The following is a 15,855-nucleotide window of genomic DNA, read 5'->3' as shown; positions in this document are numbered from 1 at the left end:
CCCAAGAAGAGGCTCGGAACGAAAATCAGAACCGCGACGGCCCGTCGCGCGTCGCCGCAAGGTCGCTTCGGCGATAACCAAGACGTGCAAGCTCGTCATCATCGAGCTTCGACAGGCAGACGTTGACCGCGTGCTGCGCTTCGGCAAGCCGCGCCACCATCAGACGATCCAGAAGACGCCGCCACAGCGCTGGTTTGGCCCGATATTCGAGATGACCGCTCTGGTCGAAGGTGAGAGACATGATGCACAAGTCCCGGTTGCGATTTCGGGTGCGAAATACGCCTCGACGCGGCAATCGAAAATGCCGACAGCCGCATGTCAGCCCCACGCCTGTCGCAGCTCTGCGGAGAGTGGCGCGTGACTGCGCCCGCTGGTAAAGAAAGCCATGTTTCAAACCTATGACGACAAGAGCGACGCCACCCATTCGGCTGAACGGTTGGCAGCGCTGCGCACCGCTCTCAAAGAGCAGAATCTCGCGGGTTTCATCGTTCCGCGGGCCGACGAGCACCAGAGCGAATACGTGCCGCCCTCGGCCGAGCGGCTGTCCTGGCTGACCGGCTTCACCGGATCGGCCGGTACCGCCATCGTGCTGGCCGACGAAGCGGCGCTCTTCGTCGACGGCCGCTACACCGTGCAGGCGGCCGCACAGGTCGACAAGGCAGCCTTCGAGGTCGTCTTCATCGGCGACAAGAGCCCGACCGACTGGCTCGTCGAAAAGATCAAGGAAGGCGACCGCATCGGCTTCGATCCCTGGCTCACGACGCGAAGCCAGCGCCGCTCGATGACGGCGAAGCTCGAAAACGCCGGCGCCGAACTCGTCGCCCTCTCAGAAAACCCGATCGATCTCGCCTGGAGCGATCGTCCCGACACGCCGACGGGCGCCGTCCGTCTGCACCCCGATGACCTCGCCGGACGCAGCGCGGCTGAGAAGATCGCCGAGCAGAAGGAAGCGCTTGCCAAGCGCCGAGCCCAGGCGGTCGTCCTGACCGATCCCTCCTCGATCGCCTGGCTGTTCAACATTCGCGGCAGCGACGTTCCGCACACGCCGCTCGCGCTTTCCTTCGCGATCGTCCACCAGGACAAGGCGCCGGATCTCTTCATCGACGGGCGCAAACTTTCCAATGCCGCGCGTGACGCGCTGGCAGATCTCGCCGGCCTGCACGAGCCGGGCGAATTCGCCGACGCCCTGCGCGCCCTCGGCAAGGGCACGAAGGTCCTTTACGACGCGGCGGGCTCGGCCGAAGCCGTCGCGCTGCTCGTCGAGGAAGGCGGCGCCGAGATCGTCGAAGCCTCCGACCCGATCGCGCTTCCCAAGGCCCGCAAGAACGCCGCCGAAATCGCCGGCAGCCGCGCCGCGCATATCCGCGACGGCGTCGCCGTCACCCGCTTCCTCGCCTGGCTCGATCTTCAGCCGGCCGGCAGCGTGAGCGAGATCGACGCGGCGAAGAAGCTCGAAGAGATCCGCACCGAAACGGCGGAGCTCGACGGCTCCAAGCTCGAAGACGTCTCCTTCGATTCTATCTCCTCGACCGGACCGAACGCGGCGATGAACCATTACCGCGTGACCGAAAAGAGCAACCGCACGCTTGAAGCCGGAGAGCTCTATCTCATCGATTCCGGCGCCCAGTATCGCGACGGCACCACCGACATCACCCGCACCGTGCTCGTGGGCGAGGCGTCATCCGATCGCCTGACACTCTATCGCGACCGCTTCACGCGCGTCCTCAAGGGCCATATCGCGCTTGCCATGGCGAACTTTCCGAAGGACACCTCAGGCGCCCAGCTCGACGTCCTGGCACGCACGCCTCTCTGGCAGGCCGGTCTCGACTTCGATCACGGCACCGGCCACGGCATCGGCTCCTTCCTCGCCGTCCATGAGGGCCCGCAGCGCATCGCCAAGAGCGGCCATGTGGCGCTGGAACCGGGCATGATCGTCTCCAACGAGCCGGGCTATTATCGTCCGGGCGATTTCGGCATCCGCATCGAAAACCTGATCGTGGTGCGCGAACCGACAGTTCCGGTCGGCGGCGACAGGCCGATGCTCTCTTTTGAGACGATTTCGTTCGCGCCGATCGACCGCCGCCTGATCTCGCCGGCACTTCTGACGGCCGCCGAGATCGCCTGGCTCGATCTCTATCACGCGCGAGTGCGGGCAAGCCTCTCCTTCTGGCCGCACTACACCGACGCGGAACGCAAGTTCCTGGAGAATTCCTGCCGGCCGATCGTCCGCTAAGCGGCGGTCGGCGTGAACATCGCCTCAGCGGCCTTTTTGCCCTTGCAGGCAGCAACGAACCAGCGTGCCACCTGGCGCGCTGGGACGCTGAGCTCGGTATCGTCGCGCCAGGCGAGATAATAGGCATAGCCGCTTTCATCGGCCGTGCCGAAAGGCGCCTCCACTCGGCCGTCATCGATCCAGCGATCGATCATCGGCCGGCGTCCGATGCCGAGCCCGACGCCGCCCGCCACCGCCTCGATGATTTGTTCGGTGCCGTCGAAAACCATCGCATTGTCGAGTGAGGGCGGCTCGATCTGACGCGCCTGCGCCCATTCCACCCATTCTTCCTTGTGGAAGGCGTTGACGATGAGGCGGACCGATCGCAGCGCCTCCTGCGGATCGGCATTCTTCGGCAAAAGGCCGGTCTTGCAGACCGGAAAAGTCTGCTCGTTGAACAGATGCACCGAGGCGATGCCGGGCCAGCTCCCCTTCCCGTGCCGCAGGGCGAGATCGATCTGTTCCCGCTTCAGATCGATGATGCGGTTGGAGGGCGCAAGCTGCAGCTTGATCTCCGGCAGCGCCGCCTCGAGCTCCATCAGCCGTGGGATCAGCCACATCGTGACGAGCGAGGTTGGCAAGGTGAGCGTCACGCGCCCACCGGGCCCTGCAAGCCTCTCGGTCGCCCGACGGATAGCGGCAAAGGCCGGATCGATATCCTCAAAGTAACTTGCGCCGGCAGCAGTGAGCTGAACCGCATTGCCCCGCCTCTCGAACAGCCGCACCCCGAGATAATCCTCGAGCTTGCGCACCTGGTGGCTGATCGCCGATTCCGTCAGCCCGAGAGCGCTCGCGGCGTCACGAAAGCGTCCGCACTGGGCCGCCGCATGGAAGCTTCTCAAAGCGTGCAAGGGCGGCAATGCCGTGAGCCTCGTCTCATCCATAGCGCCTCACATGAATCTCATTCAGGCTGTCATGCATTCTGCGCGTTCGAATAACCGCGCCAGTCCGACTACCTTAGCCCCAGTCGATCGGCACAGCCAGCAGGCAAGGCTGATCAATATTCATGGAGGCAATGAATGAGATTCATCCAGCACCTTCTCCGCGCCCGCCGCAAGCGGAATGCCGCGCACGAGCTTCGGGGCCTCTCGCCCGATCTTCTCAACGATATCGGCATCAATCCGGCCGACGTCGACAAGGTGGCCGCGAAAATGCTGTCGAGCGACCAGCCGGCGCCATCGCAGCCTCACGCGCTTCTCTTCAAGACGGCCCTGTTCCTGCCCATCGACTGGCCGGGTCAGGTGCCGGCGAGGCAGCCGACATGCAGGCCAGCCTGACACGACAAAACACGTTTTGCGGGCGGCGCAGCAACTCTCCGGACGAAAATCCGGGCCGCGCCCGCCCGCTGACGCTTTTATCCGCTGGCGCTCTCACTCGCCGATGAGCTTGAACCAGCCATCCTCGTCGATGACTTCGACGCCGAGATCGGCGGCCTTTTTGAGCTTCGAGCCGGCGCCCGGGCCGGCGACTAAGAGATCGGTCTTGCCGGAGACGGATCCCGACACCTTCGCGCCAAGGCGCTCCGCCATCGCTTTTGCCTCGTCGCGGGTCATCTTTTCGAGTGAGCCCGTAAAGACGACCGTCTTGCCGGCGACCGGCGAAGCCGAGGCGACCTTCTCCGCCTCTTCCGGCGTCACCTCGCGCAGGAGCCGCTCGATCTCCTCAAGATTGTGCTCTTCGCCGAAGAACTGGGCGATGGCCTCTGCCACCACCGGCCCGATGCCGTCGATGTCGTTGAGCTCCTGCCAGGCCTGACCTTCCTGATCCGTTGCGGCGCGGGCTCCCTCCAGGAAAGCCTCGACGGTCCCGTAATGGCGCGCCAGGCGTTTGGCGTTGGTTTCGCCAACATGGCGAATGCCGAGCGCATAGATGAAGCGGTTGAACGAAATCTGCCGCCGCTCGTCGATCGCCGCAAAGAGATTGCGCACGCTCGTTTCGCCCCACCCCTCGCGATCCTTGAGCTTTTTGAGTGAGCGCTCGTCGCGCGCGGAAAGCGTGAAGATGTCGGAGGGATGCATGATGAGGCCGTCCCGCCAGAACGCCTCGACCTGTTTCGAGCCGAGTCCCTCGATGTCGAAGGCCTCGCGCGAGACGAAATGTTTGAGCCGCTCCACCGCCTGCGCCGGGCAGATGAGCCCACCCGTACAGCGGCGCACGGCATCGGTGCGCCCCGTCTTGGGATCGTGCTCGCGCACCGCGTCGGAACCGCATTCCGGACATTGGGTCGGAAACTCGAAAGGCTTAGCGTCTTCCGGTCGCCTCGAAAGGTCGACGTCGAGCACCTGCGGAATGACGTCGCCGGCCCGCTGGATGGTCACCGTATCGCCGACACGGATATCCTTGCCATCACGGATCGTCTCGCCGTCGCGACCGATCCCCTTGATGTAATCTTCGTTGTGCAGCGTCGCGTTCTGAACGACGACCCCGCCGACGGTCACCGGCTTCAGCTTCGCGACGGGCGTCAGCGCCCCGGTGCGCCCGACCTGGATCTCGATGCCCTCCAGAACCGTCGTCGCCTTCTCGGCCGGGAATTTGTGCGCGATCGCCCAGCGTGGCGAGCGCGACACGAAACCGAGACGCTCCTGCAGATCGAGCCGGTTCACCTTGTAGACGACGCCGTCGATGTCGTAGCCGAGAAGCGCCCGCTCCGCTTCGATATGACGGCAATGCGCAAGCGCCTCTTCGACATTGGCGCAGAGCTTCATGAACGGGTTGGTCGGCAGCCCCCAGTCGCGAAACACCTCCATCACGCCCCATTGCGTGTCCGCCGGCAGCGCCGTCACCTCGCCCCAGCTATAAGCAAAGAAGCGCAAGGGCCGGCTTGCCGTCACCCTGGCATCGAGCTGGCGCAGGGAGCCTGCCGCGCCGTTTCTGGGATTGGCGAAGACGCGGTCCCCCGCCGCCTCCATGCGCTGGTTGAGGGCTTCGAAATCGGCGTGGCTCATATAGACCTCGCCGCGCACTTCCATCACCTCCGGCGCGCCCTTCGGCAGCCGTTCGGGAATATCCTCGATGGTGCGGAGATTGGCGGTGACGTCCTCGCCTTCGGTACCGTCGCCACGCGTTGCCCCGCGCACCAGAACGCCGTTTTCGTAACGCAGAGAGGCCGACAGCCCGTCGATCTTCGGCTCTGCCAGAACCTCGATCGCCTCTTCCGGCTTCATCCCGAGAAACCGCCGGATCCGCGCCGCGAAATCGTGCACGTCCTCATCGTAAAAGGCGTTGTCGAGCGACAGCATCGGCACGCTGTGGCGTACCTTGGCGAAGCGGCCGGAAGGTTTTGCGCCGACCTTCTCTGAAGGAGAATCGCTGCGCTTCAGCTCCGGAAAGCGAGCCTCGAGCGCCGCATTGCGCTGCCGGAGGGCATCATAGGCCGCATCGGAAACCGAAGGCGCATCGTCTTCGTAATAGCGCCGGTCATGCTCGGCGATCTCCGCCGCCAGCCGGGCGAGTTTCGCCTGCGCCTCGTCGAGGGTGAGCTTGTCGACAGGCTCGGCGGCAAGCGCCTCTTCGCCTTCAGACGACTTTTTGGAGCGTGGTGCCATGCCGTCCTGTCGCGCAAAGCCGCGCCAAGCTCAAGAGGCTTGCGTCTCACCCACGATGAGCCGTTCGGCCGCCGCCCGCGCCTCGTCGGTGATCGTGGCGCCCGCGAGCATGCGCGCAATCTCCTCGCGCCGATCTTCAGCCTCGACGCGGGTCACGGCCGTCGCCGTCTTGCGCCCTTCGTCGGTCACGCGCTTGGAGATGACGAAATGGCCGTTGGCGCGGGCCGCAACCTGCGGCGCATGCGTGACCGACATCACCTGGACGCGCTCTGAAAGCCGTGCGAGCCGCCGTCCGATGGCTTCCGCCACCGCACCGCCGACGCCCGAATCGATCTCATCGAAGACGAGCGTCGGAGCAGACCCGCGGTCGGCGAGCGCCACCTTGAGCGCCAGAAGAAAACGGGCCAGCTCGCCGCCGGACGCGACCTTCATCAAGGGCCCGCGCGCCGTGCCCGGATTCGTTTGAACCTCGAAGGACACCGTGTCGAAGCCATCCGCACTCCGCCGCGCATCGTCACGCTGCAGATGCACGTGGAAGGACGCGGCTTCGAGCTTCAGAGCGGGCAGTTCGGCAGTCACCGCCTCTTCGAGACCTCGCGCGGCCTCTTCCCGTCGCTCCGACAGAATGCGCGCCGCCGCGATATAACTTTCCTCGGCCTCGCGCACCGCGTTCTGCAGCCGCGCCAGCCGGTCGTGACCGCTTTCGAAATCGTCGAGCTTCGCCGCAAAATCCGCCGCCACGCCCGGAAGCGCGTCGGCCTCGCAGCGATATTTGCGTGCCGCCGCGCGAATGGCGAAAAGCCGCTCCTCGACGCGCTCGAGCTCGCCCGCATCATGGCCGAGCTCGGTGACCGCCGCAGCAAGGCCCGAACGGGCATCCTCAAGCCGGTCGAGCGCCTGACCGATCGCTTCCACGATCGCGTCCATCACCTCCGGCATCTCCGCGCTCTTGCGTTCCAGCCGGCGCATGAGAGCGGCCAGATCCGGCACGGGCGAGACGTTGCCGCCCAGGATATCCAGCGCCTCGTTGAGGTCGCCCGCAACCTTCTCCGCCTGCATGAGAAGCCGTCGGCGATCGGCAAGCCGTTCCTCTTCGCCGGGTTCGGCCGAAAGCGCTTCGAGCTCTTCAACGGCAGCGCGCAGAAAATCGGCTTCGCGCTCGGCCGCCTCGATGGAGGCTTGCAGCTCTTCGGCCTGCCGCTCCGCCTCTCTCAGCACCTGGGCGTGGCCGGCAACTTCCGCCCGCTCCCGTTCCAGCCCGCCGAAAGCATCGAGGAGCCTGCGGTGCTCTTCGGGCGCGACCAGCGCGCGTTCGTCGTGCTGGCCGTGAATTTCCACGAGCTGATGGCCGATCTCGCGCAAGAGCGAAACCGACACCGGCTGATCGTTGATGAAAGCGCGGCTGCGCCCGTCGCCCGACTGCAGGCGGCGAAGAACGAGGGGACCGTCGACGTCGATGCCGTTCTCCTCGCACGTCCGGATGACGGCATGCGTCGGAACGAGATCGAAAACGGCCGTCACCTGCCCCTGGTTCGCGCCGGAGCGCACCAGCGCCGCGTCGCCGCGCGCGCCGAGAGCGAGCGCCAGCGAATCGAGCAGGATCGATTTGCCCGCACCGGTCTCGCCCGTCAGGACGCTGAGACCGGCGGCAAAGTCGATCGACAGGCGTTCAATGAGAACGATGTCGCGGATGGTCAGGTTGGCCAGCATGGCCGCCGGAAGCTATCAGGTGGCCTGCCCCGAGCGGAAGGCCCGCGAGATCCAAGATCCCTTGCTTTCCGACGGTTCGACACCCTTATCCGCCAGAAGCCGGTAGGAATCCTTGTACCAGGGGCTGTCTGGGAAGTTATGCCCAAGCACCGCGGCCGCCGTCTGCGCCTGATCGACGAGACCGAGAGCGAGATAGCACTCGACCAGACGATGCAGCGCCTCTTCGACATGACGGGTGGTCTGATAGGCTTCCACGACCGATTTGAATCGGTTCACCGCAGCCAGATACTCCCCGCGCTCCTGATAGTAGCGCCCGGTCTGCATCTCCTTGCCGGCGAGCTGATCGCGGCCGACATCGATCTTCCGGCGCGCGTCATCGGCATATTCCGAATCGGGATATTTGCTGAGGATCTGCCCGTAAGCGAGGATCGCGCGCTGCGTCATTTCCTGATCGCGCGTCACGTCGGGGATCTGCCGGTAATATGATTCGGCGATGATGTACTGGGCATAGGCCGCATCATCGCTGGCCGGGAACAATGTCACGAAGCGTTTCGCCTCGGTCACCGCATCCGTGTAATTGCCGCGCTTGTAGTTGAGGTAGGCCGACAGGATCATCGAACGGCGCGCATAATCCGAATAGGGATGCTGCTTGTCGATCTCGGCGAACTTCTCCTTCGCCTTGGTCGTCTCCCCTTCCTTCATCGCTGCGAGGCCCTCGTTGTAGAGGACGTCGGCAGGAACGGTCGGTTCCTCCTCGATGATTTTCGTACGATTGCCGAAATTCGAGCAGGCGCCGATCGAGGCAACGAGGAGACTGGCGGCGACGATGCGCAGCCCGGGCTTGGTAGCGTCAGAGAAAGTCATGCATCCACACGGAGCAAAAGGGCACGGGCTGCCTCCTTATCGAAGATCAGGCCGACTGCAAAGCCGCATGCACACCGCAATCGCAAATGTCGGCCGGCTGCGATGGGCACAGCACGCAAAAATGGCTGCCATATGGTGATGGCGCCATCATCTGTGATGGCTACGAACGGTCGGGAGCGAAGGCGGGGGCGAAATAGCCGGGCAGGCCTTCCGCCTGCTCGCTGCGACGCGGCGCGGGATCGGAGGAAACGAGCCAGCTCCACGCGGAGCGATCTTCCAGAAGCGCCGCAAGCGCCATGGCATTGACCTTGTGGCCGCCGCGATAGGAACGATAATGGCCGATGATCGGCGCCCCGGCGAGAGCGAGATCGCCGACCGCGTCGAGCAGCTTATGGCGAACGAATTCGTCCGGGTAGCGCAGGCCTTCCGGATTGACGACCTTGTCGTCGGCAATCACCACGGCGTTGTCGAGGGAAGAGCCGAGAGCAAGCCCCTTGGCCCACAAGGCCTCGACGTCCTTCATGTAACCAAAGGTCCGCGCCCGCGAGATGTCGCGGCGGAAGCTGTTCGCGGTGATGTTGGCCGCATGCTTCTGCCGGCCGATGACCGGGCAGTCGAAATCGATCTCGACGGTGAAGCGACGCCCGTTATAGGGCAGAAATTCGGCCCAGGACGATCCGACCTCGAGGCGTACCGGCTTCAAAACCTTGATCGCGCGCGCCCGTGCAGGCTGCGCCACGATACCGGCCTCGTCGATCGCCTCCACGAAGGCCGAGGCACTTCCGTCCATCATCGGGATTTCGGCGCCATCGACCTCGATCACAAGATTGTCGATGGAAAGAGCGGAAGTCGCAGCCAGAAGATGCTCGACGGTGGCGACCGAAAGTCCGGCGCCATCACCCAGGATCGTGCACATCTGCGTGCCGACGACGGAGGAAGAGCGCGCGGGAATGAAAACGTCTTCGCCGGCCTCGTTGCGGCGAACGAAGACGATACCCGTATCCGGGTCGGCAGGAGACAGCCGCAACGTCACCGGCTTGCCGCTATGCGTGCCGATGCCCGTAAGTGTCGCATCCCTGCGGAGCGTCTTTTGGGCGCTCTGAGCGGTCTGTGTCATCAAGCCATCTTTCATGTTGTCGTGCCGGTGGCATCGCGAATCGGAGCGGACCGGCTCTCACCCGACGCGCCGGAAGCTAGCAGCAGCGGTCACAGTTTCGCCAATCAAGCTTTCTTACCTTTTGTTACCGACTTGAGATCTGGCCTGGACCCGATTTTTCCCCATGAAAACAGTAGCTTAAAAATGACGCGGCCCCAGCGAAAAACGCCGGGGCCGCAAGAGCGTTACAGGCTGTGAGCGCCCATCAGCTGGTCTGGCGCCGCAGGAATGCCGGAATCTCGAGCTGGTCGTCCTCGCTGTGCCCAGCCGCTGCCGGACGGCCATGCGGATCGAGACCGCCGCGTGCCGCCTGATCAACAGCACGCCGCTGCTGCGGCCGGCCGAAGGTCTCGGCGGCCGACGGACGGGCCGGCGCCCGCTCGGGGGCGGCAGCGATCCGCGGCTCGATTTCCATGTCGCGAGCCTGACGCGGAGCCTGGCCTTCCTCGCCCTCGCCGTGCTTGGCAAGACCATGCGTCAGACGCTGCAGGAGGGACCGCGGACGGCGCTCTTCTTCCTCATTGGCGGCACCCCGGCTGGCGTGAATCTGCCGCTGTGCGATGGCCGGAAAATCCTCCACCTTCGGCATACGCGGCTGCACGCTCTCCGGCCGCTCCGCAGCCTGAGGAACGAAAGCCTCCTGACGGCGCACCGGGGCTTCGCGCGTCTCCATCTCGTCATGCGCATCACGCGGCGCGATCAGGGACGGTTCGGGGCGAAACGGGCCGATTTTGATGCCTTTCTCCTGGCGAACTTCGGCACGCGGCTGCTGGTTCGTGTGCGGCACGGCGGCGGCTGCGGCCGCGACCTGGCGCTCGACCTGCTGCTGGCGCGGAGCAGCGAGCTCACGCTCCAGATCCTCAGCCATCGCCTCCTCGAAAGAAGGGGCCTTCGCCGCCACCTGCTCAGGAGCCTGACGGGCATGACCTGCCGGACCGCCGACGCTCTTCAGGCGCTGCTTTAACTCCTGCATGCGCTGCTCGGTGTTCTCCGACTGGCGCTGTTCCTGGTCGATGCCGGTGGCGACGACCGAAACGCGTATGACGCCTTCCAGGCTTTCGTCGAAGGTCGCGCCGAAGATGATGTTGGCATCACCGTCGACCTCTTCGCGAACGCGGCTCGCCGCCTCGTCGACCTCAAACAGCGTCATGTCCTTGCCGCCGGTGATCGAGATCAGCAGGCCCTGCGCACCGCGCATGGAGACCTCGTCGAGGAGCGGGTTGGAAATCGCCTTCTCGGCGGCTTCCACAGCGCGCTTGTCGCCGGAGGCCTCGCCGGTGCCCATCATCGCCTTGCCCATCTCGCGCATGACGGAGCGGACGTCGGCGAAGTCGAGGTTGATGAGCCCGTCCTTGACCATCAGGTCGGTGATGCAGGCGACACCGGAATAAAGGACTTCGTCGGCCATGGCGAAGGCGTCCGCGAAGGTCGTCTTCTCGTTGGCGATGCGGAACAGATTCTGGTTCGGGATGACGATCAGCGTATCGACATGCTGCGTCAGCTCGTTGATGCCGGCCTCGGCGAGGCGCATGCGGCGCTGGCCCTCGAACTGGAACGGCTTCGTGACAACACCGACGGTCAGTATACCGGCATCGCGTGCAGCGCGCGCCACCACCGGTGCGGCGCCGGTGCCGGTGCCACCGCCCATGCCGGCGGTGATGAAGACCATGTGCGCGCCGGTCAGATGGTCGTTGATCTCATCGATCGTTTCTTCGGCAGCGGCCCGCCCGATCTCCGGCTGCGATCCGGCGCCGAGGCCTTCCGTCACCGCCACACCCATCTGCACCACGCGGTCGGCGCGTGACATCGTCAGCGCCTGGGCGTCGGTGTTGGCGACGACGAAGTCGACGCCCTGCAGGCCTGCTTCGATCATGTTGTTGACCGCGTTGCAGCCCGCCCCGCCGACACCGAAGACGGTGATCCGGGGCTTCAATTCGGTAAGGTCCGGCATATGCAAGTTGATGGCCATCTGTTGTCCTTTCGCCGCTGTCCTCGCGTCGGGCATCTGCCTTGCCCGCGCCTATTCTCAATTGCCGCTCGGCCCCGCGCCGCGCGTCAGAAACTCTCCCTGATCCATCGCCCCATGCGGGCGAAGTATCCATCCGTCCCGGTCATCGCAAACTGGCTCGGACGTCTCGTCCGGAACTGCTCGATGCGGGCGACCTGGGGATAGGTGATAAGGCCGAGCGCCGCCGAGAAGGCCGGTCCCTTGACCGCCTCGGGCAAAGCATTCGCACCCTGCTGCGGGCGGCCGAGACGCACATTGCGTCCAAGCATCCGCCGCGCCGTTTCCGTCAGTCCGGTGAGCTGGCTCGCCCCGCCGGTCAGAACGACGCGTTTGCCGACAATCTCGGCAAATCCCGATTCGTCGATCATCGTGCGCGCCATTTCGAGGGTTTCCTCGATGCGCGGCCGGATGATGCGCGTCAGCGTCGAGCGCGGCACCGCATTCGGCGCATCTCGCTCGTCCTCGCCGACAGGCGGGATCGTCAAAATGTCTTTCTCGTCGGAGATCGAAGGCAGCGCCGAACCGTGGCGCGCCTTCAGGCGCTCCGCATCGGCAAGCCGGGTCGAGAGGCCGCGTGCGATATCCATGGTGACGTGGTTGCCGCCGACCGGCACGCTGGCCGCGTGAATGAACTGGCCTTCGTAGAAGATCGACAGGCTGGTGGTGCCGCCACCGAAATCGAGGCAGGCGACGCCGAGCTGCACCTCGTCCTCGACGAGGACCGAAAGCGCCGACGCATAAGGCGTCGCAACCACGGTCTCCACTTCGAGGTGGCAGCGGTTCACGGCGAGTTCGAGGTTCGTCAGCGGCGCTTCGTCGGCGGTGACGACATGCATGTCCACCCCGAGCTCGCTGCCGAGCATGCCGCGTGGATCGGCAATTCCCCTGTGTCCATCGAGCGCATAGCCGATCGGCAGGGAATGGACGACGACGCGCCCGTCGGCGATGGAGTTGGCGCAGCCCGCGCCGAGGACGCGCTGAATATCGACCTCCGACACGCCCGAACTGGACAATTCGACCGTGGCAGAAAACGTATCGCTCTTCAGACGTCCGCTCGACACGTTGACGATGACGGAGCCGATCGTCATGTCGGCCATCCGCTCGGCCTGATCGACAGCGATCCGGATCGACTTTTCCGCCTCTTCCAGATCGACGACGGCACCCGATTTGATACCGCGCGAGCGCGTCAGCCCAAAACCAATCACCTCAGCATGGTGCGTGCGGCCCGCATGATGATCGCCCTCGAGCGGCTTCAGGCGCGCAATGAGGCAGGTGGTCTTCGACGAGCCGACGTCGAGCACGCTCACCACGGCGGTGCGGCGCGGCGACAGCGGCTTGATGCGGGAGCCGGCATTTTCAGTGATGGCGTTCAAATCTCGCCTCCAGCTTTGGCGAGGCGACGGATCACCGATTCATTCTCCTTGATGACGGTTTCGGCCATATTGTCCGCAAGGCCGATGCGGATGCGGTCCTTGAGGCGCAGATCGATGGTGACGATCTCGCGCGACAGGACGTCGTCCTTGTCCTGCAGGGCCTTCAGGCGATCGATCGCCTCGTCGACCCCGTTCTCGGGCAGCTGAACGGTGATGCCGTTCTTCGTCACGAGATCCCAGCGGCGCTCCGAGACGAGCACGGCCGTGCGCATGCGCTCCGCCAGGAACGGGTGCCGCTGCACCATGGTCATGAATCCGTCGGCGCGGCTGTCCGCGCCCTTGCCGACCACGAAGGGAAGTCCGGCGAAGCGCACATCCTTGTACCGCCCGATGACCACACCGGTGCGGTCGATGATCGAGATCACCTCGTCGTTCTGCCAGAGCGCGAAGGGCGTGCGCTCGGTGAGCGTGATGTCGAGCCGGTTCGGATAGAATTTGCGGATGTCGGCGTCTTTGACCCAGGGCAGCGCGATGAGGCGCTCGCGCGCGTCGCTCGCGTCAAATCCGAGCAGCGAGCCGCCACGAATGTCGAGCTGATCGACGACCGCAGATTCGGGCGTTTCGATCTCGCCGCCGATGCGGATCTCCTGAATGCCGAAAAAGGCGGCGGCAACGGTGCGGTCGAGCAGCGTCAGCATGTGACCGCCGGCGATCAGACCGTAAAGAATGGTGGCGCCCAGGAAACCGATCGCGGCGACCTGGCCGTAATGGTGCTGCCGGCCGGTCTGCATCTTTTCCACGATGCGACGCAGGCGCGGCGGCACGGCGCGATTCAGGGTATGGCCGAGACCGTCGCTCAACGCGTCGACCCGAGCCCCCTGATCTGCCAGCCACGTCCCTATCGTCGGCACGATGCATCCTCCACAAGCCAAGTCACCAGATCCCCGAAACTGCGGCCTGCATGGGCCGCCATGTCCGGGACCAGGGAGGTCGGCGTCATGCCTGGCTGTGTGTTCACTTCCAGCCAGATGAGCTCATCGCTTTCCTCGCAGTACCTGAAGTCGCTGCGAGACACTCCGCGACACCCGATGGCACGATGCGCCTCCAAAGCGAACCTGCGGATATTTTGGTAAACAAATGGTTTAAGATTGGCCGGGAGAATGTGCTTAGAGCCCCCCTGAAGATATTTTGCATCAAAGTCATAGAAGCCGTGGCCCACGGGAACGATGTCGATGACGTCGAAGGCCTCCTCCTCGCCCGGCCGTCCCATAACGGCACAGGTGAGCTCCTTGCCGGCGACATAGTGCTCGACCAGCACCTCCTCGCCATAGGTCCAGGCATCGCCCAGAAGCGATTGCGGCGGATGCGCCTGATCCTCAGGTACGATCGTCACGCCGAAGGACGAGCCTTCGTTGATCGGCTTCACGACATAGGGTGGCGCCATGACGTGTTCGCGCGCCGTTTCCTCCCGAGTCACGACACGCTGTTCCGCGACCGGCACGCCGACATTCGCCACGACGGCCTTCGCCTTGACCTTGTGCATGGCGAGCGCGGAGGCGAGCACGCCGGAATGCGTGTAGGGAATCTCGAGGATTTCCAGGAGGCCCTGGATCTTGCCGTCTTCGCCGAAAGGCCCGTGCAGAGCGTTGAAGGCAACGTCCGGACGCAGATCGCTGAGAACGTTTGCGATATCGCGCCCGACATCGACGCGCGTCACCCGATACCCCCGCTCTTCGAGGGCATCGGCACAGGATTTGCCGGAGGAAAGGCTCACCGATCGCTCCGACGACCAGCCTCCCATCAAGACGGCAATATGGGTGTTGCGGGTCACGGCAGCGCCTCCCTCTGCTCCAACCGACGCGCCTGGCGCTCGGTCCGCATTCGAACGAAGCCGCAATCTCGACCCGAAAGGGTTAGAAATCGTTAACTAAGAGGTGGATCGGCGATTCTTTGAAAAGCGCCCACTCACGCACCCAGGAACGGCTCGACCTCGCCCGTCTCGCCGAACCGGCCGAGGCGCCGGACCTCCCAGTCGAGCCGCACGCCGGAATGGGCGAGAACCCGCGCCCTCACCGTCTCGCCCAACAATTCAAGGTCGTAGGCGCTGGCGTCATCCTCGTTGATGAGGAAGTTGCAATGCATCTCGGAAACGCGCGCCCCGCCAATCCTGAGCCCCCGGCAGCCGGCGGCATCGATCAGCTCCCAGGCACGCTGGCCGAGGGGATTCTTGAAGGTCGAACCGCCGGTGCGGGTCTTGATCGGTTGCGCCTCTTCCCGGTGTTTTTGCACCGCATCCATCTCGGCTCGGATTTCGTCCTCGGGCCGTTTCTCGCCCCTAAAGAGCGCTTCGACGAAGATGAGATCCTTGGGCGCGTCGCTGTGGCGGTAGGAATAGCCCATCTCCGCCTGCGTCAGCACATGGCGGTTGCCCTGACGGTCGAGCGCCACGACCTCGATCAGCCGATCACAGGTTTCACCGCCATTGGCGCCCGCATTCATCCTGAGCGCCCCGCCGAGCCCGCCCGGTATCCCATGATAAAACGCGAAGCCGCCGAGGCCCGCATCGAGCGCCGCCTTCGCAAAAAGCTTGTCGGGAAGCGCGGTGCCGACGCGAATGAGATCACCATCGACCTCGATCTTACCCAGTCCTTTGCCTGAGAGGCGTATAACCACGCCTTCGATCCCGCCATCACGGATGAGGAGATTGGAGCCGAGACCGATTACGGTCACCGGCACCTCTTCGGGCAGAGCTTTCAGAAGAAAGGCGAGATCATCGACATCGGCCGGCATGGCGAGAAGATCCGCCGGCCCGCCGGCCCGCAGCCAGACGATCGGCGCGAGCGGCTCGTTCGCCTTCAGCCTGCCGCGGAAGCCGTCGAGCAGGCCCTCGAGTTCCTGAGCGCGCATCACAATCCCTGCCGATCGAG

The 15,855-nt window shown here is 64.7% G+C and carries 13 protein-coding genes; 2 read left to right on the top strand and 11 right to left on the bottom strand.

Annotated features, from left to right (window positions below):
- Positions 1-25 precede the first annotated feature (25 nt).
- Positions 26-241 (bottom strand): hypothetical protein, encoded by a 216-nt coding sequence (locus EO094_RS07210; protein WP_128291544.1) that lies wholly within the window; start codon positions 239-241, stop codon positions 26-28.
- Between the two features lie 144 nt (positions 242-385).
- On the opposite strand from EO094_RS07210, the gene EO094_RS07205 reads away from it, so the two are divergent.
- The gene (locus EO094_RS07205; RefSeq protein ID WP_128291543.1) at positions 386-2,233 is read left to right on the top strand and encodes an aminopeptidase P family protein; all 1,848 of its coding nucleotides are present in this window, start codon (positions 386-388) and stop codon (positions 2,231-2,233) included.
- Here EO094_RS07205 and EO094_RS07200 read toward each other — a convergent pair.
- Entirely contained in the window at positions 2,230-3,156 is a 927-nt protein-coding gene (locus tag EO094_RS07200) for a LysR substrate-binding domain-containing protein (RefSeq protein ID WP_128291542.1), read from the bottom strand. The genes EO094_RS07205 and EO094_RS07200 overlap by 4 nt on opposite strands.
- A gap of 135 nt (positions 3,157-3,291) precedes the next feature.
- On the opposite strand from EO094_RS07200, the gene EO094_RS07195 reads away from it, so the two are divergent.
- Positions 3,292-3,549, top strand: a complete 258-nt coding sequence (locus tag EO094_RS07195) for a DUF1127 domain-containing protein (RefSeq protein WP_128291541.1) — start codon at positions 3,292-3,294, stop codon at positions 3,547-3,549.
- Positions 3,550-3,642: 93 nt separating this feature from the next.
- On the opposite strand, the gene ligA is transcribed toward EO094_RS07195, so the two are convergent.
- The 9 genes from ligA to murB all read right to left on the bottom strand — a co-directional run bounded on the left by ligA (position 3,643) and on the right by murB (position 15,835).
- Positions 3,643-5,817 (bottom strand): NAD-dependent DNA ligase LigA, encoded by a 2,175-nt coding sequence (ligA, locus tag EO094_RS07190; protein WP_128291540.1) that lies wholly within the window; start codon positions 5,815-5,817, stop codon positions 3,643-3,645.
- Positions 5,818-5,847: 30 nt separating this feature from the next.
- Positions 5,848-7,527: a DNA repair protein RecN gene (gene recN / locus EO094_RS07185; protein ID WP_128291539.1), complete on the bottom strand. Its 1,680-nt coding sequence runs from the start codon at positions 7,525-7,527 to the stop codon at positions 5,848-5,850.
- 15 nt (positions 7,528-7,542) lie between these two features.
- On the bottom strand, positions 7,543-8,391 hold the full coding sequence (locus tag EO094_RS07180) for an outer membrane protein assembly factor BamD (protein WP_128291538.1): 849 nt from the start codon (positions 8,389-8,391) through the stop codon (positions 7,543-7,545).
- A 160-nt stretch (positions 8,392-8,551) separates the two neighbouring features.
- Complete coding sequence (gene lpxC / locus EO094_RS07175) at positions 8,552-9,508, bottom strand: UDP-3-O-acyl-N-acetylglucosamine deacetylase (RefSeq protein WP_128291537.1); 957 nt, start codon at positions 9,506-9,508, stop codon at positions 8,552-8,554.
- A 244-nt stretch (positions 9,509-9,752) separates the two neighbouring features.
- Positions 9,753-11,516: a cell division protein FtsZ gene (ftsZ, locus tag EO094_RS07170; RefSeq protein ID WP_128291536.1), complete on the bottom strand. Its 1,764-nt coding sequence runs from the start codon at positions 11,514-11,516 to the stop codon at positions 9,753-9,755.
- Positions 11,517-11,602: 86 nt separating this feature from the next.
- Entirely contained in the window at positions 11,603-12,928 is a 1,326-nt protein-coding gene (ftsA, locus tag EO094_RS07165) for a cell division protein FtsA (RefSeq protein WP_425455848.1), read from the bottom strand.
- Entirely contained in the window at positions 12,925-13,839 is a 915-nt protein-coding gene (locus tag EO094_RS07160) for a cell division protein FtsQ/DivIB (RefSeq protein WP_128291535.1), read from the bottom strand. The genes ftsA and EO094_RS07160 overlap by 4 nt, the downstream gene beginning before the upstream one ends.
- The gene (locus EO094_RS07155; protein WP_281275235.1) at positions 13,827-14,759 is read right to left on the bottom strand and encodes a D-alanine--D-alanine ligase; all 933 of its coding nucleotides are present in this window, start codon (positions 14,757-14,759) and stop codon (positions 13,827-13,829) included. Before EO094_RS07155 ends, EO094_RS07160 begins: the two co-directional genes overlap by 13 nt.
- A 134-nt stretch (positions 14,760-14,893) precedes the next feature.
- Positions 14,894-15,835, bottom strand: a complete 942-nt coding sequence (gene murB, locus EO094_RS07150) for a UDP-N-acetylmuramate dehydrogenase (RefSeq protein ID WP_128291534.1) — start codon at positions 15,833-15,835, stop codon at positions 14,894-14,896.
- Between the last annotated feature and the right edge of the window lie 20 nt (positions 15,836-15,855).

This window comes from Afifella aestuarii (assembly GCF_004023665.1).
In the GTDB taxonomy this organism is placed as follows: domain Bacteria; phylum Pseudomonadota; class Alphaproteobacteria; order Rhizobiales; family Afifellaceae; genus Afifella; species Afifella aestuarii.
This window is presented reverse-complemented; position numbering and strand designations above follow the sequence as displayed.

Coding starts and splice junctions, on each gene's coding strand:
- EO094_RS07210 (WP_128291544.1), bottom strand. CDS start 241: ATGTCTCTCACCTTCGACCAGAGCGGTCATCTCGAATATCGGGCCAAA.
- EO094_RS07205 (WP_128291543.1), top strand. CDS start 386: ATGTTTCAAACCTATGACGACAAGAGCGACGCCACCCATTCGGCTGAA.
- EO094_RS07200 (WP_128291542.1), bottom strand. CDS start 3,156: ATGGATGAGACGAGGCTCACGGCATTGCCGCCCTTGCACGCTTTGAGA.
- EO094_RS07195 (WP_128291541.1), top strand. CDS start 3,292: ATGAGATTCATCCAGCACCTTCTCCGCGCCCGCCGCAAGCGGAATGCC.
- ligA (WP_128291540.1), bottom strand. CDS start 5,817: ATGGCACCACGCTCCAAAAAGTCGTCTGAAGGCGAAGAGGCGCTTGCC.
- recN (WP_128291539.1), bottom strand. CDS start 7,527: ATGCTGGCCAACCTGACCATCCGCGACATCGTTCTCATTGAACGCCTG.
- EO094_RS07180 (WP_128291538.1), bottom strand. CDS start 8,391: ATGACTTTCTCTGACGCTACCAAGCCCGGGCTGCGCATCGTCGCCGCC.
- lpxC (WP_128291537.1), bottom strand. CDS start 9,508: ATGACACAGACCGCTCAGAGCGCCCAAAAGACGCTCCGCAGGGATGCG.
- ftsZ (WP_128291536.1), bottom strand. CDS start 11,516: ATGGCCATCAACTTGCATATGCCGGACCTTACCGAATTGAAGCCCCGG.
- murB (WP_128291534.1), bottom strand. CDS start 15,835: ATGCGCGCTCAGGAACTCGAGGGCCTGCTCGACGGCTTCCGCGGCAGG.